Consider the following 22396-nt stretch of genomic DNA (forward strand, 5'->3'; position numbering starts at 1 on the left):
ATATATGATTGATAAAACTGTAAAAAATGCCCAAGTCGCAGTGGCTGATATCCCAAGTAATTGTATGCTTATGATGGGAGGTTTTGGCCTGTCGGGGATACCTGAGAACTGTATTTCCGCTTTGTTAGAGCGGGACATCAACGGATTGACAATTGTGTCAAATAACGCAGGAGTAGATGATTTTGGAATAGGACTATTGCTTAAAAAGCGGATGGTCAAGAAAATGATTTCAAGCTATGTCGGCGAAAATGCAGAGTTTGAAAGGCAATTGTTAAACGGTGAGCTTGAAGTAGATTTAATTCCACAGGGGACTTTGGCTGAACGTGTCAGGGCTGGTGGTGCCGGCATTCCGGCTTTCTTTACTCCTGCAGGTGTTGGGACTGAAGTTGCTGAGGGAAAAGAAACAAGGGTATTCGAGGGGAAAACATATTTGATGGAAAATTGGCTTAAAGCCGATTTCTCTATTGTAAAAGCCTGGAAAGGTGATACTGCCGGAAACCTGATTTATAAAGGAACAGCCAGGAATTTCAACCCAATCATGGCAACTGCAGGAAAAATCTGTATTGCAGAGGTAGAAGAACTTGTGCCGGCTGGGGAGTTGGATCCTAATGAAATTCATACGCCCGGAATTTACGTTCAACGGATATTCCAAGGGGTTAATTATGAAAAAAGAATCGAACAACGAACCATTTCCAAATAAACCCACTATGCTAACTAAAGATCAAATCGCACAGCGAATCGCCAAAGAGGTAAAAAATGGGCAATACATCAATCTTGGAATTGGTATTCCTACTCTGGTGGCAAACTATATCCCGGAAGATCTGGATGTAGTGCTCCAATCTGAAAATGGACTTTTGGGAATTGGCCCCTTCCCTACTGAAGCTGAAGTAGATCCTGACTTAATAAATGCAGGTAAACAAACAATAACCTTGGCAAAAGGGTCAGCCCTTTTCAATTCTGCTGAGTCTTTTGCAATGATCAGAGGTGGGCATGTGCATCTTACCATTCTAGGAGCAATGGAAGTCTCTGAAAACGGTGACATCGCAAACTGGAAGATCCCTGGCAAAATGGTAAAGGGAATGGGTGGCGCAATGGATCTGGTAGCTTCTGCAGACAATATTATAGTAGCTATGCAGCATTGTTCAAAAAGTGGTGAATCAAAATTGCTCTCAGCTTGCTCCTTACCAATCACTGGAATTCGATGTGTCAAAAAAATAGTGTCGGATTTAGCGGTATTGGAAGTATTGCCTGAAGGTGGCTTCTTACTAAAAGAGCGGGCACCCGGAGTTTCAGTTGAGGAAATAAAGTCAAAAACGGCTGGTAAATTGATCATTGAGGGAGAGATTCCAGAGATGATTTTCGATTAAAATGAACTCAAAGAACAATCTTGAAGTTTGCTGAATAATTTTGAAATCAGAGTATATAAGAGAGTTAACATAAATTGAATGAAAAAATCAGATATCCATTTTCAGGTAGAACTAGACGAAAATAGTTTACCAAAAGCTATTCGATGGGATGCTTCAGATAAAGAAGGCGAAGGTTTAGAGTCCACAAAAAGCATCAGTTTGAATGTTTGGGACAATTTGAATCATAGTACACTCAGAATTGATCTTTGGACTGAAGAAATGTCCGTGGCAGAGATGAAGCGTTTTTATATTGATATTCTTGGAGGAATGGCTCAGACAATTCTGAACAGTACAGGAGACGAGTTCATGTCAGAAGAGATGAAAGATCTTTGTGATCGCCTCGTAAGACATGTAAATGAAGAGAATAGTAAAAAATGACGTTTTTGATTAAGATCAAAAAAAACCTGATGTTCATCAGGTTTTTTTTATTGTAAATTTTTCAAAAAAAAATCTTCATTTTTCAATTTTGTAATAAACCGGTTAATTCATTCTTTTAAAACTAATTGCATGCCATAAAAAATTGAAAATCAATAATAAACTACCTCAGTTTCCAGAATTAGTTTATTTTTAGATTTTAGTTTTGTGATTAAAATTTGGGTTCAAATATTTTTTTATTCGCTATTTAGGCTAAATTTCGGACAATAACACCCAATCAATTATCACATTAATCCCAAAATAAAAGTAAGCCTATGAGCAATATTACTTCAAGAATGAAGGGGTCAGTATTCCTGTTCACCCTTCTAGTTTCCTTAATTTCGGTACAAGCATTTGGACAAACCGTAGTAAAAGGAACAATAATCGATGCTGAGACAAAAGAAACTCTAGTGGGAGTAAATATCTTGGTAAAAGGAAAAGTGATAGGAACTATTACAGATTTATCGGGAAAATACACGCTTAGTGTAAATCAAGAGCCTCCTTTCACCTTAGTCTTTTCCATGGTAGGTTATAATACTAAGGAAGTAGAAATTACAAATGGCATGACTACCCTAGACATGGCATTGACCGAAACATCCATTTTAGGTCAGGAAGTGGTTGTATCAGCTTCCAGAGTTGAGGAAGGAGTTTTACAATCTCCTGTTTCCATTGAGAAAATGGACATTATTGCGATTCGAGATGCACCTCAAGCAAGTTTCTATGATGCCTTGAATAACCTTAAGGGAGTTGAAATGAGCACTCAGTCCTTGACATTCAAATCTTTCAACACGAGAGGTTTCAATGCCAATGGTAACGTAAGAACTGTGCAAATGATTGACGGAATGGATAACCAGGCTCCTGGTTTGAATTTCGCAGTTGGAAACATTGTTGGTATTTCAGAATTGGATTTAGAAAGTATGGAATTACTTCCTGGTGCTTCTTCTGCTCTTTATGGCCCTAATGCTATTAATGGTATTCTATTGATGAATTCTAAAAATCCATTTCAATATCAGGGACTTTCAGCAAGTGTAAAAACTGGTATCATGGATGAAAGTGGAAGAAGTACTCCAACAACAGGTTTTTATGACTTTAGCGCGCGTTATGCAAAAGCTATTAATGATAAAGTTGCATTCAAAGTAAACGTGCAATATTTAGAAGCTGATGATTGGCAAGCAAATGATTTTAGAGATCAGTCTCTTCTAAACGGTTCTTCAATCGCAGGTGGAACAAGAGAAAATAACCCTGGCTACAATGGAGTGAATATTTACGGAGATGAAACTAACGTAAATATGAATAGTGTTGCACAATCTTTGATTTCTGCAGGATTACTTCCTGCTGGTGCTTTAGCAATTATTCCAAATACATTCGTTTCCAGAACTGGATATGCGGAAAGAGACCTTGCAGATTATGGTACTAAATCTTTGAAATTAAACGCAGCTATCCATTGGAGATTAAATGACAGAGTAGAGGCTATTCTTCAAGGTAATTATGGTTTTGGTACTACAGTTTATACAGGAGCTGATAGATATTCTATTGCGAATTTCAAACTTGGACAGTACAAAGCAGAACTGAGAGGTTCTAATTGGTACGTAAGAGCTTATACAACTCAAGAGCGATCAGGTGATGCATTTGCAGTTGGCATTGCAGCTCAAGGAGTCAATGAAGCATGGAAACCAAGTCAACAATGGTTTGGAGAATATGTAGGAGCTTATGCCCAAGCAATCCAAGGTGGTGCAAATCCTGAAGCTGCCCATGGTTTAGCTAGAGGTTTTGCAGATCAAGGCCGTTTCGTTCCTGGTTCTACTCAATTTAATCAGGCATTAGCTGGAGTTGTAAGTAGACCAATTCCAGGTGATGCTAATGGTGTTGGCGCTCAGTTTGTAGACAAAACAAACCTGTATCACTTTGAAGGTTCTTATAACCTGTCTGATCAAATCAAATTTGCTGATTTTGTAATAGGTGCAAATTATAGAATATATCAATTGAATTCTGAAGGAACACTATTTGCAACAGATGAAAATGGTGATGAGTTTACAATCGCAGAATATGGAGGGTATGCTCAGGGTTCTAAGAAACTTTTCAATGATAAATTTAAATTGACAGCCTCTGTACGTTATGATAAAAACGAAAATTTTGCTGGTCAGTGGTCTCCTAGAGTTTCTGGAGTCTTTACTCAGGGAAATCATAACTTCAGAGCTTCTTATCAGACAGGTTTCAGAATCCCTACCACGCAAGATCAGTTTATTGACCTTGTAACTCCTCAAGCTAGATTGATTGGTGGTCTTCCTTTATTTAGAGATCGGTATAACTTTAATAATAATCCGGTTTACTCCTTAGCAACAGTCACCCAGTTTGGAGGAGCTGTGCTTGCAGGTACGCAGGATCCTGCTGTTCTTCAAGCTGCAATTGCTCAGGCTACTCAAATTGTCACTCAACAGGTACAAGCGGGGTTAATTCCTCCAAGTGCAGCTCCAGGAGCCATAGCAGCATTAGTTCCTCAATTAGTTCCTGTAATCGCAGCTCAGAATAGCCAATCCCTTTTACAGCCATTTGAATTAACAGAGTTCAAGCCTGAAAGAGTAAAGTCATTTGAAGTAGGTTACAAAGGACTTTGGTCAAATAAACTACTTGTTGATGCCTATGCTTACTTCAACCGATTTGAGAATTTCATCGGTGGTCAAGTAATAGTACAGGACAGAAATCCAAATCCTCAAAATCCAGCTTCTGCTCTTGGACTTAACTTATTGAGTTCTAATACAAGAAACGTTTATTCACTTCCTACCAATAGAACAGAGACTATCAAGTCTTGGGGTTGGGCTTTAGGCTTGGATTATAAATTGCCAAAGAATTATACAATTGGTGGTAATGTCTCTTTCAATACCTTGACAAATTTGGAAGAATTAGCTGAGACTGGTTTCCAGCCAAGCTTCAATACTCCTGAATATCGATATGTATTGAATTTTGCGAACAGAGAAGTAGTCAAAAATCTAGGTTTTGCATTGGCTTACAGATGGCAGGGTGAATTTGCTTGGCAGTCTTCTTTCGTAGGTCCTTCAGTTTCAACTCAGCAACTATCAGTGATGCCGGCATTCGGTACATTTGACGCTCAAGTGAGCTATAAGCTTAAGAGCTTGAAGTCAATCTTGAAAGTAGGTGGATCAAACCTATTTAACGATGGATATAGACAAGCTTGGGGTAACCCAACTGTTGGAACGATGTATTTCGTAAGCTTGACTTTTGACGAGTTCTTGAATTAATCTAAAAGTATAACTTTATAATACCTAAAGCCATCTCAATTTGAGATGGCTTTTTCTTTTTTTAAAGACTTGGAAATACGAAATGTAGGTTATCAATTCAGAAACAAACCTAGCCTAGTAAAAAATCGAATCCCTGATGCAGGACATAAACTAAGGCTAAGACAAATCAATTAGAAATGATCATTTTTTCATAGATACGCGTACACATGAAAGTAATCATCTAAAGAGAATATCTTATTTCACTTCATGAAAATACTCTCGATCAAAAATCCGCGAATAAATCCATGAAGGAATCTTATCGTGATAGGGCATCAAATCCTTTAAGACATCTTGTTGAGTTTCATGTGATTTCATCACGGCCAAAACCCGCTCAAAATACGGTTGGGTATAAACTGAAAAATCCGGTTTTGGTAATCCCTCTTCCCTATCTCTTGGATAGTTCCTTTGGAAACCAGAGGAAAGTTGAAGTGCAACCTCAATCTGTTTTGGGGAAAGAGTTATTTGGAAAAGTTTAACAGGTGAAAAATTCTGCTTTCCTCTATTTTCCAAAAACACTTGTTCTAAAGCTAGTCCACTTAATCGATGATCGGGATGACCATATAGTCCAACTTTACTGTCATAAGAAACTAGAATATCCGGATTGATCTTCTCAATCCATTCTAAAGCTATTTGCTTTAAACTATCAAGCCCAAGATTTTCTAATCCGCTGTCGGGATAATTTAAAAGGTTCAATTGAGTGACTCCAATTAATTCTGCTGATCGCTCCATTTCCAACGTGCGTAATTGAGCAAGTTCAGATTTAGTGTGCTCACCCATGGAATTTCCCGCTTCTCCTTTTGTCAAGGTGACTAAATAAACCTCATTTCCATTTTCCAAAAGATTCATAAGTGTTCCTGAAACTGTCACTTCATCATCTGGATGTGGAAAAAATGCCAGTATCTTTTGAGGTTGTTCACTAATGAATAAGCTATTTTTCTGAGGAATATCAGAATCATGAAGCTTGTCTTTTCCGATCAGGATTAAGACAAAAGGAAGGGTGATCAGCATCAAAAACATGATACCGATCACCCAAAAAAAGAATTTTTTCATTCTTATTCTCTTGTTAAAGTACTTAAGAAACTGACTAAGTCTCGCAGTTCTCTTTTTGACAAAAGAGTTCCCATCGGAGGCATACTAGACATAGCCATTTTTGATTCTTTGACCTCTGACTTTTGGATTTTGCGTTCGGGTTCAGAACCTATTTTTACTACGACAGCTTCTTCAGAATCTTCCATAAGCATTCCACTCACTTTTTCTCCTGAATTGAGCTCTAACGCAATTGTACCATAACCTGGTGCAAGACGCTTGCTGGGTTCAACAAGCGCGATCAAAAGGTCCTCTCTACTCAAGGTATTAGCTATCCCTGAAAGCCTCGGACCAGCATTTCCACCCATATCATCATAAGCATGACATCGAATACATTGTGCGGTTTGATTTTCAAAAAATATCCCCCTTCCAAGCCTTACGCTACCTTCGGCTAACGCTCCAGAGTATTTTTTCCATTCCTCTCCATTTGCCTTAGCGTTTAAAATTGTAGTGAATCTTTCTGTCAATGTATTTGAATCTGTACTCTTGATTGCCTCTTCCAATTCTACCCATGTGCCATCAGGTAGTTTCCCACTTTCGAAATCACTTAAGATTGTATTCCATTCTTTCAGTGATCCACTTCCATCCAATCCTCCTAAAGTTAATAGCGCAGTTTGTTTTTCGGGGATAGTACGTTTATTTATTATTTCATTCAATAGAGCCACCTTTTGGTCTTTTGGTAAGTCCGTCTCTGATAAATAAGAAAGCCCCGCCACTCGAACGGACTGTTCAGAGTCTTTCATTGCCTGCGTGATCGCCTGTCCTAAGATTGGAGAATTCATAGCCTTAAGCGAGTTAAGCGATTCCACCTTTACTATAGAAGAAGGATCATTTTTCAACTTGGTAAATAGTGCTTGATCTGCATCCAAGACTTTAAGTTTACCAAGTGCTTTTGCAGATTCAAGCCGAATACTTGGCTCTTTTGAATTGAGCTGGGCAACTAGATCATTTTTTGAAATTTCGCGAATCAGCGCAGGCTCTCTGGTGACTTCTCCACGATATCTTCCATCTACTCGATCTACCAAAGATGGCTTGGACCAGGTTCCTACAGCAGCAATAGCTTCTTCCTGAAGTGCCAATGGGACATCAGCTTTGTTTATAAACTGTAATAAACCTGTTAAATTCTCTTCATTGCCTATTCTTTGATTTGCACTGATTATTCTTCTGACCAAAGGTTCATTTCTAAAAGTGGTCGTTCCAATTAATTTCGCTAATTCAGGTAAGGCTTCAGGAACTGAAAAATCGTCATGAATAGCTCGAGCAGCTTCAGTTACAATAAACTCATCAGAGTCGGATAAAAAACGGGCTAATTCAGGAGATTCCAATCTTCTTAATGCGATAACTGCCCCAAGTCTAACTGCCTTTGAAGGATGATTAGACAAGTTTGCAAGAGGCTCGACTTTTCCGATTCGTGCCAAAGCCAGTGTAGCAGCATGTCGGATATAAGCATCTTCATCATTATTTGATTCAATTAAAGAAATTAAAGGTTGTATGGCTTTTGAGTCTTCCGTTCTGCCCAAAGCCTCAGCTGCAAAAAATTGAACTCTTGAGTTTGCATCACTAAGATTCTTAATTAATTTTTCTGAGGCATTGGCATATCTGATATCTCCAAGCCATTTTGCGGCTTGTGCTTTGATCTCCGGATCTGAGTCTTCCAATAATGGCACCAATGCATCAGCATGACTCATATCATCCATTCTCGCTAATTGACTGATCCCTACAATTGCGTGTATCCTTGCGAGTTGATTACTTTTATCAACAATGACCTCTTGAAAGATTTCCATTCCATCATTTCCTCTTTTGGCAAGCTCGAATTGAGCTTTTCTTCTGATTCTAAGATCAGGGTGATAAAGTTCTTTCTTTAGACTAGCAGAACTTAACTTTTTGAAGTCCGATTTTAACTTCTGTTCCGTCTCTGCTTGAATATCTTTCAAATCACTATTCTCTTCTTCTAATTTCCAGATTCTCCCATAATTTTTTGTTCCCCATCCGTCAATCCAATCAGCTATATACAATGCACCATCCGGTCCAAAATCTAATCCTGTTGGCAAAACACCAGATAGAATTCTTTCGGTTTTTGTCATTTCAAAACTTGCCCCTTTCTGTTGAAGTTGGAATGCATGAATTCCTGATTGAGAAGGATTGCCTACAAATTCAACTACAAAAAAACTGTCTTTCCATTTAGATCCTAAGGCTGTACCTGGGTTATAAACCATACCAGTTGGCCCTGAAATATAGTTTTGAATACATGGAGTAATAAATGCAGCTTGTCCCTCCCACCTTGGGAGAAAGAGTTTTTCATCCATCCATACCTTGTATGGATTATTATCAGGGTCGCGGTATTTCCCAAATTGCCAATTAGTTCTCCAACCGGAGTCTGATCCATTGGTGAGGTAAACCAAGCGCTCTTTTTCACCTGGATGATCACCATCATTGTCAACAGAAATCAAATTGTTGTAAGCATCAAAAACGAATTCATGGGTATTTCTAACACCCATCGCATAAATTTCAAAATCACTTCCATCAGGATTTGCCCTTGCTATTACACCTCTGTTCGGGTACTTCCATTCTTTTCCATCAGGACCTGTTCCATTAAATCCAATGTCCCCTATTCCCCAATACACACGTCCATCAGGCCCCATTTCCAAACCTGACATTCCATGAGCACCAAAACCAATATGAATTCCATAACCGTGTGAGATAGATGTTTTTTCATCCATCAATCCGTCCCCATTTTTATCAACTAATCGCCACATATCTGGCCCGACTCCTACAAAAAGTGCATCTTCCCCCATCATCACTGCCCCTGCTACATCAGTGACTTCATCATTGAAATCTTGTACGATTATTTGAGATTGGTCAGCATATCCATCTCCATCAGTATCTTTCAAGGAATATATTTCCTCTTTTTGAACTGTCATATCTCGCCAATCATGGGAACCGTCTCCGTTTAAATCTGCGAGCCAGGTGTTTTCAGAAGATCGTTCCGGCGAAAGTTCTGATCTGAGGAAAGCACGTTTGTCTTCTATATTCTGAAGAGATATCGACCTGATCTCCCAATCCTGATGACCTCTAATGTCAAATTCCGAATCTTTTTGACGGTTTGTTCTTGAATAAATTAGATCACCATTATCAAGAACCTGTATAGAAATAGGATCATAGACCAGGGAATCCACACCCCATAGGGATAATTTTAATCCATCTTCCAGGACAGGTGTAACTTGAGCTTCGATTGCTTTGACTTGAATCTGAACTTCCTCTTTGGTCAAGCTTTTCATCCGAAGGTCTTCAGTACTTTTTTGACAAGAAAAAGCAAAAGAAGCAATCAGAAAAAGCGAAGAGTTTGATAGTGAAAAGATTTTGGGCATAGGTTTAATTGTTAAAATCAAACCTTAAGATAAATAAAATGATTTCTATCTAATTGCCTTTGGTAAAAAGCTGGTATAAAAACAAAAATCCCGACCATAGATCGGGATTTTGTTCACTTTAACCACTAACAACCATAAAACAAAAATAAATAAAACTCAAAATATGAGTTTAGTAGTCGGTACGGGAATCGAACCCGTGTTTTATCCGTGAAAGGGATACGTCCTAACCCCTAGACGAACCGACCATATTCTAAAAATTTCAAAATTTTACTTTTAATAGATTGATTATCAGTAAAATATGTAGTCGGTACGGGAATCGAACCCGTGTTTTATCCGTGAAAGGGATACGTCCTAACCCCTAGACGAACCGACCATTACTACCCTTGAAAACGTGCTTTTCTGAAAGGTTGTGCAAATATAGAGGGTTAAGATTATAATACCAATTAGGCTACCAAAATTTATTTGGTTTAACATTTAAAATGCTGAATTAAAGGAAGAAAATATTCTTTGAAGAGATTGAAGATGAATTATCTATTTTTGAGTTGAATTAGAAAAGAGCGAATGAAACCAACTAAAGAAATCCGAATTGCTATTAATGGATTTGGAAGAATAGGAAGATATACTGCCAAATTAATATTGGAAAATAAGGATTTAAAACTTGTGGCAATCAATGATTTAGCTGAGCCAAAAGCGATTGCGCATTTATTGAAATATGACTCAATCCATGGGAAATTAGAGAAGAATATTGCCTTAAATTCAAATGAATTGACTTATAATGATCAATCAATCAAATTATTTGGCATTTCAGATCCGGAACTTCTTCCATGGAAGGAATTGGATATTGATCTTGTGATTGAATGTACCGGTAGATTTACTGAGCGTTCCGGAGCTGAAAAACATTTAAGTGCTGGAGCAAAAAAAGTAATAATCTCCGCTCCTTCGCTAGACCCTACCATTAAGATGGTTGTCTTGGGTGTCAACGATAAAATTCTATCGGGCAATGAAAAAATTGTTTCAAATGCTTCTTGTACTACAAATTGCCTTGCTCCAATGGTAGCAGTCTTGGATAAAAACTTTGGAGTTGTAAAAGGTTTTGCCTCTACAGTCCATTCTTATACCAACGATCAAAACCTTCATGATGCACCACATCGGGATCTGAGAAGAGCACGAGCAGCGGCATATTCAATCATTCCTACTACCACCAACGCAGGAAAAGCCTTGGATATCGTGGTTCCTAAATTAGCTGGGAAAATTGAGGCTTCTGCGATGCGTGTACCAGTTCCTGATGGATCTTTGACAGATTTGATCGTAGAACTTGAACAGGAAGTAACTGTTGAAATGATAAATGATGCATTCAGAAAAGCGAGCAATAAAGATTTAAAGGGATTTTTGGAAGTAGAAGATGAGCCAATTGTTTCTATTGATATCATTGGAAATCCTCATTCTTGTATAATTGATGCTGCTTTAACCTCTGCCAAAGGTAAAATGGTCAAATTGGTAGGCTGGTATGACAATGAAGCCGGGTACGCAAACCGACTTGTCGATCTTGCTAAGAAAATAAGCAAAAACTAATCCTTGACACGGTTCAGAGTTAAAGCCTTTAAAACCAGATCAGGTAATGTTGATTGAGGGTTTCGGTTACGAAGATTCAAATTCCAGCCAATCTTTTCAATAATGGGGATTTTGTAGGTTTCTACCATTTCTATCAAGGTTCCATCCGGATCTTCAATATAAGCGAATCTCCCGGCAGCCTTTCCCATGTCAAATTCATTTTCGCTATCCACTGTAAATTCTACGCCAATCTCTTTGAGGTTGCGTTTTAATTCATGCATTCCATTGACATCAAAACACACATGGATAAATCCTAAATCCCCCCAATTTCGATCTTTAAATATCACATTCCTTGAAGGATAGTCAGTTTCGATTAATTCTATTTGTGTTTGACAAAGTAGCTTTCCAAATGCTCCTGTAGCTTTTTCAGATGCTTGTAGAATTACTCTTCGGAATTCAGTTTTTTCATTTCCAACCTGTTTAAAATCCGCCCAGCTTTGTTTTTCATCTGCCAATATTTCAACTTGTTGGAAATGTTGTTGATAGATTGGAAGCACTTTATCAATTGAGCTTACCCCCATTACTACGCCTAATACTCCTCCGGTGAGATCTTTATTCTTGAAACACCAAGAATCGTTTTCAATAATTTCAAAAATATTTCCGTCGGGATCTTTAATGAAAAAGTGCATCACTCCCACTGGGTTTGGCTCTGGTTTTCCAAGAATAGTAGCTCCAAATGTCTTTAAGTGATCATATGTTTTGTAAATATCTTTACTTCGGATTTTCACTGCCAAGATTCCAAGATCAGTCCATTTTAATTTTTCTTTGGATGCTAAAGGTTTTTTGGAGGTGTATTGCCAAATTTCAAAGCCTCCTCCCCCTTGCATATTCATAGCTAGAATCGCATGACGGCTTTCGACTTTATTTGATGTATATCGAGTCATTAATTTTGCTTCGGCGCTGTCTTGAAAGATTGGAACATCAAATTTGAATGCTTTTCTATACCATTTCCATGCTTCATTTGCATTTGAAACTCCTATCCCAACTTGTTGGATTCCATTAATTTGAACCTGATTCATTTACTTTTTTTGATTTAAGTTCTTATTCAATCTATTTGAATATAAAGTTTTTATTGTTTCTGGATGAACTCCAATTCTAAAAGCCATGATCGCTAAAAAGTTGGCCCATTGAACTGAAAGCCAACTATTGGTTTCATATTTTCTGGCAGAAACTAAAATAGACTTTTGAATAACTTTGAATTTGGTGATTTTTCTGATTCGCTTAACAAGTTCAAAATCTTCCATTATTGTAAATCGCTCATTATAGCCTCCAAGATGATTGATCAATGACTTGGATATAAAAAGTGTTTGATCTCCCCCACCGGCAAATATCCCATTGAATCGAGTGAACCAACTGTTGATCTTGAGCAATCTACTGGTAGAATCAAATTTATAACGATAACAGCCTGCTTCAATTCCGTAGGAAACTTCTTGAAGAATATCTTCATCAAAACTCATTAATGGACGAGTATCTGCATGAATAAAGTATAGGATATCCCCGTTGGCATGTTGTGCTCCGAGATTTAGCTGTACCGCTCGGGATTTCAATGGGCTTGAAATTACCCTGGCATTTGATCGCTTTGCGATATCTATTGAATCATCTACACTTCCTCCATCGACCACTAAAACTTCTAAGACTTTTTGCCTTTTTGATTCAAGAAGAATTGGAAGGAGTTCTTCTAAATTATTTGCTTCATTCCAAACAGGAATAATTATCGATATGGTGTTTGCCGAACTCAATAAATTCGCTTTATCATATAGTTTTTAATGGGATTTTGGATCAATGCATGATCGAGGTCCCCATTTTTAAATACAAACTTGTTACGATTGCCATTGATTTCAATTTGGTAAACTCCTTGCTCCTTTTTGGATATTAAACTAGTCAATCCAAAAGTTTCAGAAATCATCATTTGTTGAGGATTTGGTTCCTGAAAATAAAATTTGACAATTGAAAATGGGACTAGATTCTGAATAGAGGTTTTATTATCAAACTTATAAGAATGTGAATCAACCAAATAAGATGTTCCATTCCACTTAATTTTACTGTAAAACGACCCCCGATTTGAAATGGATTTTGAATCCGAACTAATCAACTTTCCATTTTTGTAAATCGAATTAATAGTCAATTCGACATTGATCTTTCCAAAAAACCAGAAACTCACCAAACTTTTAAGGTTGTATTCGATTATCTCATTCCTTTTGATTTCCTCAACTTTCATATCGCCGATCTGAAAACCAGCCAATTCAATAGAGTAAGATTTTGTTGTTGTTTGAGCAGTGACACTTCCGAAAATGATGATTCCTGTAAGGATTAAAAACAGTCGGATTTCAAAAGTCCTTTTTGAAATAAATTTCATCATGCATAATAGGTATTAATTCTTGATGTAGAATTGAAGAGTTTCATTTCTAAAGGAAAAATGACATTGTTCAATGTTTTGAATTAAGTTCAGAATCAAACCTACCCTTCACTTTTTCCCAATCAGCTATGTTGTCTATATCTGATAAAGTATCAATAATTCCTATCGAAAAGTTTAACTCCTGGAGTTTTGATTTAGTTTGATTTAATACTTGGTTAGTACTCCAATCAATCTCTTCGAAAATTTCGGGGATCAACTTTTTTAATCCAAGTAAATAATACCCTCCATCCAAGGCTGGACCTAAAACTGCATCGTTTTGACTTAATTTTTTGAATGCTTTTTGAATATGAGCAGGCTTAAGATCAACACAGTCTGTTCCGATAATTACAACATGATCATAACCTTCTGAGAATACGGTCTCAAATGCATTTCGCATTCGTTCACCAAGATCTTTACCAGTTTGTATTCTTTCATGTACTATTCTTCCACTTTCAATTCTTATTTCTGGGATGAAATCGGAATAAAAAATAAATTGGTCTGCAACAATTTCCTTTAGAATTGAATGGGTATGTTGAATAAGAATTCTGTAAATTTTTAGGGCGCTTTCATCACCAATTGAAGCTGCCAATCTGGTTTTAACTTTTCCAGGAATTTCATTCTTTTGAAAAATAATTAATGCGTTTTTATTCATTTCTTGAAAATATAGAATCGTTTTCAACTTTTTAGAATCTTAAATAAGAAGACAAATTTTTATAATTTCTCCCTTTTCATCTAAAAAATGATTTTAAACCAAACTCTATGTTAAAGGATTCGTACATTACTCTATTAAATCTATAGACTTTAATCCTTATAAATTATGTCACTACGTTTAGGCGATATTGCGCCCAATTTCCAAGCAGAAACCTCAATGGGAAAAATTGATTTCTATGAGTATTTAGGAGATGGTTGGGGGATTCTTTTTTCGCATCCCGCTGATTATACCCCAGTTTGTACTACCGAACTTGGAGCCGTTGCAAAGCTCAAGGAAGAATTTGCAAAACGAAATACTAAAGTTATGGCTCTAAGTGTGGATGGATTGGAAAGCCACAAAGGTTGGATAGCAGATATCAATGAGACACAAGGAACTGAGGTGAATTTTCCAATCATTGCTGATAAGGACAAAAAAGTATCTGAGCTCTATGATATGATACATCCTAATTCCAATGAAAACTTTACCGTCCGGTCAGTTTTTGTGATTGGTAACGATAAAAAAATTAAGCTTATGATTACCTATCCAGCTAGTACTGGTAGAAACTTCGATGAGCTCTTACGGGTGATCGACTCTTTGCAGCTTACTGCTAACTATTCGGTGGCCACTCCTGCTAATTGGAAACAAGGTGAAGACGTGGTAGTGTCTCCTTCAATCAAAACAGAAGACATACCAGCTAAATTTCCCAAAGGTCATAAAGTGATCAAGCCGTATTTGAGAACAACTCCTCAACCAGATTTATAAGATTGCTTTCAGACCAGTAAAGGCTCCATTAGGAGCCTTTTTTATTTTTTAAGAGACTTGATTATTGCCAGAGCATCAGCAATAGTTTCTTTGATTTCTACATATGCACCTTTTGCGATTAGCTCTTTTTTAAAAAGTTGAGAGCCCATCCCTACACAAAGAACCCCTGAACCAAACCAAGTTTTAATACTTTCTGCAGTTGGTTCGACTCCTCCTGTTGGGATGATTTCAACTTTTGGAAGAACCGCATGGACAGCCTTTACAAATTCAGGTGTCAAGACATTTGCAGGATATATTTTTACTAACTCTGCTCCAAGTTCTTGAGCGAAAAATACCTCAGAAACTGTTCCGCAACCTGGAATCCATGGTGTCTCGGTTTTTTGGCAATATTCACCGAGCTTGGGATTCATCACAGGCGCAACAATAAACTCTGTTCCCATATCCAAAAAAATCTCCGCTTCCCAAGGATGATAAATTGTACCAATTCCTAAAGAAAGTCCAGGCATTTGATCAGCCAATTTTCGAAGAGCTGGAAAAATAGAAGGAGCTTCTTTACCTCGGTTCACCATTTCTATTACTCGGATTCCACCTTCATAAGCAGCTTCCAAAAGTTTAAGACAAATTGTTTCATCTGGATTAAAAAAAATTGGCATTATGCCAGCTTGATCCATTTTCTGGATAAATGGGGTGGGGTTTCTCATTATCTTTTGATTTTACCTATAGACTCTCCAACTACTAACTCATGAACTTCAGCCAAACTGCAAAGTAAGACATCACCCGGAACACTGTGTTTAATTGCTCCAGCTGCTACTGCAAAATTTATCGAATCCTGAGGAGCTAAATACAACAATCCTTGAATTAGTCCACCGGCAAACGCATCTCCAGTGCCTACGCGATCCACGATATGGGTCAGGTCGTAGCTTTTAGAAGTAAACCACTCATCAGCACTGATCAAATCTCCGATTAGAGTATTATGTGAAGAGCTATGGGAAGTTCGTTCTGTCTTAGAAATGTATTTCAGATTTGGAAATTTATTAAACATGTAGCCTTTTGCATGTTCAAAATCATCAAATTCCATATTCAAGCAAGCTGAAAAATCACGTTTCCCAGCGATCATGACTTGGGTGAGTTCCATCAACTCAGGCATCACTTCATGAGGTTTTTTTCCAAATTGCCACAAATTGCTGCGGTAGTTCAAATCACCGCTAGTTGGAACACCTCTTTGTTTAGCCTCTTGGAGAGCCTTTAAAGTTAAAGTTGCAGACTCTTTAGATATCGCTGGACTTATCCCCGACCAATGAAACCAATCTGCATCAGCAAATACATTATCCCAGTTTAGATCATTTCCATCAAAGTTTGCAAATACAGAATCAGTGCGGTCGTAGATCACTTGTGAACTCCGCTGCATTGCTCCTTGCTCCAGAAAGTAAATCCCCATTCTCCCTGGATAATATTTCACAAAATCAGTTTTGATTCCATTTCTTCGTAGTCTTGCGGAAGCTGCCCAACCAATTTCTTGATCTGGAAATGCAGTTAAGTGGTATACGTCATTTCCCCAAAAAGCTAAAGAAGCCCCTACATTGGCTTCAGAACCACCAAATTCCACATCATAGGAATTGGTTTGAAAAAATCGCTCATTTCCAGGAGGGGAAAGTCTGAGCATTACTTCACCAAGTGTCACAATTTTTTTCATCAGTCACTGTTTTTTTTCTAATTTGAATCAAATTTATGTCTGCTCACGCCCTATTTTATGCGAAATAAAACTTTGGTCCTCCATCCTCATGATAATGTCGGAGTTGCCTTGACAGATTTATCAATTGGAGAACTTATCAAAGATTCTGAAAATACAGTTAAGATTCAAGACGATATCTCTGCAAAGCATAAATATGCGCTGAAAAACTTTTCTGCTGGCGATGACATCCTGATGTATGGAACCATTGTAGGAGAAGCTACGCGATCCATACCAGCTGGAGGAGCTATTACTCTGGCTAATATTCGTCATAAAACCCATAAGTATCGAACTACTTCTCAAACCTATTCCTGGAATCCTCCTGATATTAATTACTGGAAATACAAGACTTTCCAAGGTTACTTAAGGGAAGATGGTCAAGTGGGAACAGCAAATTATTGGTTGGTGCTTCCACTGGTTTTTTGTGAGAATACCAATATAAAATTATTACAAGAGGCTTTCGAAAATGCTTTAGGATTTGCCAAGGTCAATCCTTACGAGCGTCAAATTAGAAATCTTATTTCTGGCTTGGGTAATGATGTGGTACAAAAAAGTACGGAAACGGTTACGCTAGAAATAAATGAAAAAGACAATCGGGTATTTGAAAATCTAGATGGGATTCGATTTTTAACTCATAATGGTGGATGCGGTGGCACTAGAAATGATGCTGAAACACTATGTGCACTATTGGCTGGATACATTCATCATCCCAACGTAGCAGGAGCCACCGTCCTATCGCTTGGTTGTCAAAATGCGGAAGCAAAAATTTTGGAACGAAAACTTCAGGATCTTCAAAAGGGGAATCCAAAGCCTGTGATTATTTTTGATCAACAGCAGGAAGGAACTACAGATGATTATATCACTAAAGTGATTGCCCAAACTTGGGAAGGTTTGAAGGTGGCAAATAAAAGTAAAAGATCTCCTCAGCCAATCAGTAAACTAGTTATCGGTCTAGAGTGTGGTGGATCTGATGGTTTCTCCGGTATTTCGGCAAATCCAGCACTTGGTAGAGTTTCTGATTTAGTGGTGACTAGCGGAGGAAGTGCTATACTTTCAGAGTTTCCTGAACTTTGTGGAGCAGAGCAGAACCTCATTGATCGCTGTAAGACACCGGAGATCGCTCAAAAATTCATTCGATTGATGGAAGAATATGCTGCCGCCGCTGATCGAGTAGGATCTGGATTTGATATGAATCCAAGCCCTGGAAATATCAAGGACGGACTACTAACAGATGCGATAAAATCCTGTGGAGCGGCAAAAAAAGGAGGTACTGCTCCTATTTCAGGAGTCTTGGATTATACCGAATATTTGACTTCTCCAGGATTAAATCTATTGTGCACTCCAGGAAATGATGTCGAAAGTACTACAGGTCTTGCCGGTAGTGGAGCAAATATCATTCTCTTCACGACTGGTCTTGGTACCCCAACAGGAAATCCAATTTGTCCTGTAATTAAAGTTGCTACAAATCATAAGTTGACTTCAAGAATGTCTGATATTATTGATTTTGATGCAGGAAGTGTTATTTCAGGCGATCAGACGATCGAAGAATGCGGAGATGATTTACTTGAACTTGTCCTAAAAGTAGCTAGTGGAGAAATGATTGTAAAAGCAGATCAAAAAAGGAATTTTGATTTTATTCCATGGAAAAGAGGAGTTTCCTTATAAAAAAAGAGCGGTTCTGATTAACAGACCGCTCTTTTGATATGTAGAAGGAATAGAATTTAATCCCTATCCTTTTTGTCTTTATCTTTTTTATCCTTTTTGTCTTTTCGATCGTCGTCGTCGTCATCTCGATCATCCTTCTTGTCAATAGTAGCCATAGTTACAGATGATCCATCTCCACTTAAAGGGTTGAAATTACCTCTCACAACTCCAGATCCAGTTGCGCCTTTAAATTTGCCTGTTCCGCCGATTATTTCAATTTCAGCAGTAAAAGAAGATAAAGTCTCGTTCACGGATGTAACGATATTTTTAACATTCTTATACCAAATAGAATTTCCTTTTCTATCAACAGTAATTGAACTCACATTTTCTGGAAGTCCAGAAATACCAAATGCACTCAATTCATTTGCAAAAAACATTGATACTGGCGCACCTAAAGTTATTAATTCGTTGTTTTGAATTTGAGCTAACTGATTTATAAAAGAGGTTGGTTTACTCATTTTCGTGGCTATACCTTCTCCAGTACCTGGATAAAATGCAGGAGCAGGACCTCCTATATAACCTTCAGCCGGTACAAAAAAGAGTTTGTTTTTAAAGACTTCAAAGTAATTGTAATCAACTTTTTTTCTTGAATTTATTGAATATCCTGCATCAATATCAAGTTTTTCCCAAGCACTTAAGGCCTGTTCTAAAGTTGGATCTGCGAGTTCCTGCTCTGGAATTATTTGTTCTTGAGTCAGATCTTGCGAACATGACCAAAGAAATGTAAAAGCTATTCCAAGAATTGCTAAGCGGTTGGTAATTAGTGTTTTTTTCATTTAAATAATTTTAAGGATGATTGTTTTTTTTTAATAATGTTTTTTTAGGTTACAAATATAACTAACCGATACGGAAAAATACATACCGATTAATTTGCTTTTCAAACCAATAAAAGTGCCAATTATTAAAATTCTAGAATAAAAAATTTTGCTTTTGCAGCTTTTGAACGAATCATACGTGCTTTTTCATAATCCTTAGAATAGTACCATTTCATTGCAGAATCTTTATCCGGAAATTCCAGCATTACTAACCTATCATGATTCCACTCCCCTTCCAACACCAAAACTTCGGCACCACGAACCAGAAATTTTCCACCAAAAGCTGCCACGGTTGCAGGTGTTAGTTTTTTATACTCTTCGTATAATTCGTAATCGTGGATATCTACTTGTACTAATACAATTGCTCCCATAAGTTATTCATCAAAACCTAGTCCTGCTGCAAAGCGGCTTTTTGCGAAATTTATCCTCCGCTTAGACACTAAGTCATTGAGCGTCAGTTTCGAACTAAAAAGGGAAACTTCACGAGCGTTTATTAAGAATAAACTGCTTTCACCTATCTCAAATCTTCTAATTTCTCCTTGAAGTAAAGATTCCAAACTAGTGACATTCTGGGAAAAGGTGACTATCTGAGTATTTATAACTTCAAAACTATTGATCTCTGCCTCCAATTTGGTTCGGAGTTCTACCTCTTTTAAATCTCGAGAATTTTGTTTGAAATCAATTTTAGCATTTGCCAAACCAAGAGCTCCTCTACTTTTTCTCCAAAGTAATGGTGTGTACACTGATACACCCCATTTATAATTGTTTTCAAAGAATGGAGAGTTAAACTCCCCCAGATTCTCTGTTAGAAAGTTGTATTTAAGTTTTACTACAGGGAGTATTTGTTGACCTTTTAACTTACGCTCCACCCCTAAACTAGCCAATTCAAAGTCTGCAATTTGTAATAAAGGATGGGACGAAACAGCCACCCTAAGATCTTCTTTTTCTAAAATTGGAGCAAATTCATCATATAAGCCTTGAGGAATTACATCGTTCTCCAACAACATTGGATTACCATCTTCATCCCAAAGAAAGGTATTCAAAAGTTGAGATGCGCCAAAGAATGCATTTTCTGCAGATTGAAGACTATATTGTCTATTGAGTAAAATAGCAAACGCTTCTACCGTATCGATTGCAGGCAAATCACCTTGTTGGTAGGCAATTTTGATTGCATCGAATCTAATTTTTGCAAGTTCAACACCTTCATTCAAAACCTTAACATTTTCATGGGCTACTGCCCATTTCCAATAGGATTCTGAAGCATTAAAATAGAGTTCATTAAGTAATTGCTCACGTTGAGAAACGGTGGATTCCTGATAAATCTGTGCTTGCCGTAAGGCGGCTCTTCGCTCATCCAAAATCAATCCTTGTCCAAGGTTTACAGAAGCTCCGGCAGCAAATAACCCATCAATAGGCACTGATCCTTCAGGATTAAGAAATTGTCCTGTATTCCTTTCAAAGGTACCATTTAACTCAATTCCAGCCCAGGTAGGAATACTGATTCCTGCCTCTTGCTTGTCGTAATAGGTATTCTCTTTAAATTCTTTCTTATCCAATGTCCCAAACAATAGAGGGTCGAAACCTCCCCTGGCTTGTCGGACTTCCATATCTCCCATTCTCAGATTGATATCTGCCTGAGCTGCGATTGGATGATAAGACCTCACCCAAGTCTGAAATGAATCAAAATCAAGCGTATCCAGTGACTGGGACCATCCTATAAGATAAACAAGAAAAAAGGTAAAGCTTAACGAAAACTTCTTCATTTTTTATTTTTGGCTAGGCCGTCTTTTTCTTCTTGTGTGTAATAATCTGCCGGGAATCCATTGAGCTGCCGCCATATTTCATACCATACAGGAACATCATTCAACAATGCAATGCCATCAGCACCGGAACCCATTCGAAGTAAATCAGGCCATGGTTCTTCCTCTGGATCTTCTGCAACCACCACACGATACTGATTATTTGGCCCTGCAAATTGGTCAATCGCAACTACCTGTCCTCCAAAGGTACCATTAGAAAGCTGTGGCCATCCTGAGAAGACGATCGCAGGCCATCCATCGAAAATGAATCTCACCCTATTTCCAACTTTAATCAATGGTAAATCAACTGGCTGTACATACATTTCTACAGCGAGTTCCGCATTAGATGGTACAATATTGAGAATTTGGTCTCCCTCTTTAATCGTTTCTCCGATTCCTACTTGAATAGCCTGAGCCAAATAGCCGTCCTGTGGAGCTAAGATATGTCTGAAACCTGTACGCGCTTCATAATTGGAGTATTGATTTTCAAGCTTTGTGGCAGTGGCCTCCGCATCGTATTGAGAAGACATAGCTGTATACATCTCAGATCTCGATTTGGCTAATTTGTCACGAAAATCATTTTCGATTGCATCGAGATCAATCAAAGCTGTAATCTGGGAATTCTGACTGCTCAGATAGTCATTTTCTGCTGCAAGTAACTTTGCTTGCACATCTTGAAATTTAAGTCTTCGGGTCTCCAAGTCTGTCAAAGATCTTAATCCTTCCTCATATAGTTTTTCTGCTCTTGTAAGCTGCTCTACACCGATCTTAAAATTCACTTTAGCCTGCTCGAAATATATACTATCTGACTGAACTTTTAGATTAGCCATATTTAGCTTATTCTGAGCTTGCTTTAGCTTCAAAATATTATTCGCCTCGATTGCCTTGATTTGTGATTGAAGTTGTCCCACTTTCTCTTTATAGGAGTCTGCAGACAACAATTTTGCATCTACCTGAAGTTGAGTTCTTGGCAATAGCATCGAGTCAAAGTATTCATCTTTGATTTCGGAAATTTGCAAAATTGTATCTCCTTTTTGCACAAATGCACCTTCACGAACATACCATTTCTCAATTCTCCCTGCTATCACAGAATGTATGGTCTGAGGTCTCTGCTCTTGTTTCAAGGCAGTAACATACCCTTTGGATCGTATATTTTGAGTCCAAGGCAAAAAGAGCATGATAAACATCACTATCAAAATGCCGGTAAGAATTCTTACTCTTCGCTTACTTTCCTTGATAGGTAAAGTCATTACCAGACTTTTAGCTCCGCTAAAAGGAATTGACTCTTTTATTTTAACATTAGAAATATCTAACATAGTA

At 37.7% G+C, this 22396-nt stretch carries 19 protein-coding genes and 2 tRNA genes; 7 read left to right on the forward strand and 14 right to left on the reverse strand.

Features of this window, described 5'->3' with window-relative positions:
- The first annotated feature begins 4 nt into the window (after positions 1-4).
- The 4 genes from P8O16_RS07975 to P8O16_RS07990 all read left to right on the forward strand — a co-directional run bounded on the left by P8O16_RS07975 (position 5) and on the right by P8O16_RS07990 (position 5077).
- Complete coding sequence (locus tag P8O16_RS07975; protein ID WP_075351305.1) at positions 5-700, forward strand: CoA transferase subunit A; 696 nt, start codon at positions 5-7, stop codon at positions 698-700.
- A 7-nt stretch (positions 701-707) separates the two neighbouring features.
- Positions 708-1367, forward strand: a complete 660-nt coding sequence (locus tag P8O16_RS07980; protein ID WP_300312994.1) for a 3-oxoacid CoA-transferase subunit B — start codon at positions 708-710, stop codon at positions 1365-1367.
- A 78-nt stretch (positions 1368-1445) separates the two neighbouring features.
- Positions 1446-1784 carry a gliding motility protein GldC gene (gene gldC / locus P8O16_RS07985; protein ID WP_300312997.1) on the forward strand — a complete coding sequence of 113 codons (339 nt, stop codon included), beginning with the start codon at positions 1446-1448 and terminating at the stop codon, positions 1782-1784.
- Between the two features lie 311 nt (positions 1785-2095).
- Positions 2096-5077, forward strand: a complete 2982-nt coding sequence (locus tag P8O16_RS07990; RefSeq protein ID WP_300313000.1) for a TonB-dependent receptor — start codon at positions 2096-2098, stop codon at positions 5075-5077.
- Positions 5078-5311: 234 nt separating this feature from the next.
- Here the strand turns inward: P8O16_RS07990 and P8O16_RS07995 are convergent, their stop codons facing one another.
- The 4 genes from P8O16_RS07995 to P8O16_RS08010 all read right to left on the reverse strand — a co-directional run bounded on the left by P8O16_RS07995 (position 5312) and on the right by P8O16_RS08010 (position 9943).
- Entirely contained in the window at positions 5312-6166 is an 855-nt protein-coding gene (locus P8O16_RS07995; RefSeq protein WP_300313003.1) for a PIG-L family deacetylase, read from the reverse strand.
- 2 nt (positions 6167-6168) lie between these two features.
- A complete protein-coding gene (locus P8O16_RS08000) occupies positions 6169-9570 on the reverse strand; it encodes a HEAT repeat domain-containing protein (protein WP_300313006.1) in 3402 nt (1133 codons plus the stop codon).
- 173 nt (positions 9571-9743) lie between these two features.
- Positions 9744-9815 (reverse strand) — tRNA-Glu (locus tag P8O16_RS08005).
- Between the two features lie 56 nt (positions 9816-9871).
- Positions 9872-9943 (reverse strand) — tRNA-Glu (locus P8O16_RS08010).
- Between the two features lie 188 nt (positions 9944-10131).
- On the opposite strand from P8O16_RS08010, the gene gap reads away from it, so the two are divergent.
- On the forward strand, positions 10132-11142 hold the full coding sequence (gap, locus tag P8O16_RS08015) for a type I glyceraldehyde-3-phosphate dehydrogenase (protein WP_300313009.1): 1011 nt from the start codon (positions 10132-10134) through the stop codon (positions 11140-11142).
- On the opposite strand, the gene P8O16_RS08020 is transcribed toward gap, so the two are convergent.
- From P8O16_RS08020 to P8O16_RS08035, 4 genes are all read right to left on the reverse strand, one after another.
- A complete protein-coding gene (locus tag P8O16_RS08020) occupies positions 11139-12200 on the reverse strand; it encodes a VOC family protein (protein WP_300313012.1) in 1062 nt (353 codons plus the stop codon). The two genes, gap and P8O16_RS08020, sit on opposite strands and share 4 nt — an antisense overlap.
- Positions 12201-12920 carry a TIGR04283 family arsenosugar biosynthesis glycosyltransferase gene (locus tag P8O16_RS08025; RefSeq protein ID WP_300313015.1) on the reverse strand — a complete coding sequence of 240 codons (720 nt, stop codon included), beginning with the start codon at positions 12918-12920 and terminating at the stop codon, positions 12201-12203.
- The gene (locus tag P8O16_RS08030) at positions 12917-13540 is read right to left on the reverse strand and encodes a DUF6134 family protein (RefSeq protein WP_300313018.1); all 624 of its coding nucleotides are present in this window, start codon (positions 13538-13540) and stop codon (positions 12917-12919) included. The genes P8O16_RS08025 and P8O16_RS08030 overlap by 4 nt, the downstream gene beginning before the upstream one ends.
- Positions 13541-13607: 67 nt before the next feature.
- Positions 13608-14228, reverse strand: a complete 621-nt coding sequence (locus tag P8O16_RS08035; protein WP_300313020.1) for a TIGR04282 family arsenosugar biosynthesis glycosyltransferase — start codon at positions 14226-14228, stop codon at positions 13608-13610.
- Positions 14229-14393: 165 nt separating this feature from the next.
- Here P8O16_RS08035 and P8O16_RS08040 point away from each other — a divergent pair, with 165 nt between their 5' ends.
- Positions 14394-15029, forward strand: a complete 636-nt coding sequence (locus P8O16_RS08040) for a peroxiredoxin (protein ID WP_300313022.1) — start codon at positions 14394-14396, stop codon at positions 15027-15029.
- Positions 15030-15070: 41 nt separating this feature from the next.
- On the opposite strand, the gene P8O16_RS08045 is transcribed toward P8O16_RS08040, so the two are convergent.
- Both P8O16_RS08045 and P8O16_RS08050 read right to left on the reverse strand, forming a co-directional pair.
- Complete coding sequence (locus P8O16_RS08045; protein ID WP_300313024.1) at positions 15071-15730, reverse strand: bifunctional 4-hydroxy-2-oxoglutarate aldolase/2-dehydro-3-deoxy-phosphogluconate aldolase; 660 nt, start codon at positions 15728-15730, stop codon at positions 15071-15073.
- Positions 15730-16722, reverse strand: a complete 993-nt coding sequence (locus P8O16_RS08050) for a PfkB family carbohydrate kinase (protein ID WP_367182804.1) — start codon at positions 16720-16722, stop codon at positions 15730-15732. Before P8O16_RS08050 ends, P8O16_RS08045 begins: the two co-directional genes overlap by 1 nt.
- Before the next feature lie 57 nt (positions 16723-16779).
- On the opposite strand from P8O16_RS08050, the gene P8O16_RS08055 reads away from it, so the two are divergent.
- Positions 16780-18423, forward strand: a complete 1644-nt coding sequence (locus tag P8O16_RS08055; protein ID WP_300313026.1) for a UxaA family hydrolase — start codon at positions 16780-16782, stop codon at positions 18421-18423.
- A 56-nt stretch (positions 18424-18479) separates the two neighbouring features.
- Here P8O16_RS08055 and P8O16_RS08060 read toward each other — a convergent pair whose 3' ends face one another.
- From P8O16_RS08060 to P8O16_RS08075, 4 genes are all read right to left on the reverse strand, one after another.
- Positions 18480-19238 carry a hypothetical protein gene (locus tag P8O16_RS08060; RefSeq protein WP_300313029.1) on the reverse strand — a complete coding sequence of 253 codons (759 nt, stop codon included), beginning with the start codon at positions 19236-19238 and terminating at the stop codon, positions 18480-18482.
- Between the two features lie 125 nt (positions 19239-19363).
- Entirely contained in the window at positions 19364-19648 is a 285-nt protein-coding gene (locus P8O16_RS08065; RefSeq protein WP_300313032.1) for a DUF1330 domain-containing protein, read from the reverse strand.
- Between the two features lie 3 nt (positions 19649-19651).
- Positions 19652-21040 (reverse strand): TolC family protein, encoded by a 1389-nt coding sequence (locus tag P8O16_RS08070; RefSeq protein WP_300313035.1) that lies wholly within the window; start codon positions 21038-21040, stop codon positions 19652-19654.
- A complete protein-coding gene (locus P8O16_RS08075) occupies positions 21037-22392 on the reverse strand; it encodes an HlyD family efflux transporter periplasmic adaptor subunit (protein WP_300313038.1) in 1356 nt (451 codons plus the stop codon). The genes P8O16_RS08070 and P8O16_RS08075 overlap by 4 nt, the downstream gene beginning before the upstream one ends.
- Positions 22393-22396 lie beyond the last annotated feature (4 nt).

The sequence above is a fragment of the Algoriphagus sp. genome (assembly GCF_029254265.1).
Classification (GTDB): Bacteria; Bacteroidota; Bacteroidia; order Cytophagales; family Cyclobacteriaceae; genus Algoriphagus.

What these genes read in the sequence shown, in the direction of transcription:
- P8O16_RS08060 (WP_300313029.1), bottom strand. Translation starts at nt 19,238, where the DNA reads ATGAAAAAAACACTAATTACCAACCGCTTAGCAATTCTTGGAATAGCT.
- P8O16_RS08035 (WP_300313020.1), bottom strand. Translation starts at nt 14,228, where the DNA reads ATGAATAAAAACGCATTAATTATTTTTCAAAAGAATGAAATTCCTGGA.
- P8O16_RS08050 (WP_367182804.1), bottom strand. Translation starts at nt 16,722, where the DNA reads ATGAAAAAAATTGTGACACTTGGTGAAGTAATGCTCAGACTTTCCCCT.
- P8O16_RS08055 (WP_300313026.1), top strand. Translation starts at nt 16,780, where the DNA reads ATGCGAAATAAAACTTTGGTCCTCCATCCTCATGATAATGTCGGAGTT.
- gap (WP_300313009.1), top strand. Translation starts at nt 10,132, where the DNA reads ATGAAACCAACTAAAGAAATCCGAATTGCTATTAATGGATTTGGAAGA.
- P8O16_RS08045 (WP_300313024.1), bottom strand. Translation starts at nt 15,730, where the DNA reads ATGAGAAACCCCACCCCATTTATCCAGAAAATGGATCAAGCTGGCATA.
- gldC (WP_300312997.1), top strand. Translation starts at nt 1,446, where the DNA reads ATGAAAAAATCAGATATCCATTTTCAGGTAGAACTAGACGAAAATAGT.
- P8O16_RS08070 (WP_300313035.1), bottom strand. Translation starts at nt 21,040, where the DNA reads ATGAAGAAGTTTTCGTTAAGCTTTACCTTTTTTCTTGTTTATCTTATA.
- P8O16_RS07980 (WP_300312994.1), top strand. Translation starts at nt 708, where the DNA reads ATGCTAACTAAAGATCAAATCGCACAGCGAATCGCCAAAGAGGTAAAA.
- P8O16_RS07990 (WP_300313000.1), top strand. Translation starts at nt 2,096, where the DNA reads ATGAGCAATATTACTTCAAGAATGAAGGGGTCAGTATTCCTGTTCACC.
- P8O16_RS07975 (WP_075351305.1), top strand. Translation starts at nt 5, where the DNA reads ATGATTGATAAAACTGTAAAAAATGCCCAAGTCGCAGTGGCTGATATC.
- P8O16_RS07995 (WP_300313003.1), bottom strand. Translation starts at nt 6,166, where the DNA reads ATGAAAAAATTCTTTTTTTGGGTGATCGGTATCATGTTTTTGATGCTG.
- P8O16_RS08000 (WP_300313006.1), bottom strand. Translation starts at nt 9,570, where the DNA reads ATGCCCAAAATCTTTTCACTATCAAACTCTTCGCTTTTTCTGATTGCT.
- P8O16_RS08075 (WP_300313038.1), bottom strand. Translation starts at nt 22,392, where the DNA reads ATGTTAGATATTTCTAATGTTAAAATAAAAGAGTCAATTCCTTTTAGC.
- P8O16_RS08020 (WP_300313012.1), bottom strand. Translation starts at nt 12,200, where the DNA reads ATGAATCAGGTTCAAATTAATGGAATCCAACAAGTTGGGATAGGAGTT.
- P8O16_RS08030 (WP_300313018.1), bottom strand. Translation starts at nt 13,540, where the DNA reads ATGATGAAATTTATTTCAAAAAGGACTTTTGAAATCCGACTGTTTTTA.
- P8O16_RS08065 (WP_300313032.1), bottom strand. Translation starts at nt 19,648, where the DNA reads ATGGGAGCAATTGTATTAGTACAAGTAGATATCCACGATTACGAATTA.
- P8O16_RS08040 (WP_300313022.1), top strand. Translation starts at nt 14,394, where the DNA reads ATGTCACTACGTTTAGGCGATATTGCGCCCAATTTCCAAGCAGAAACC.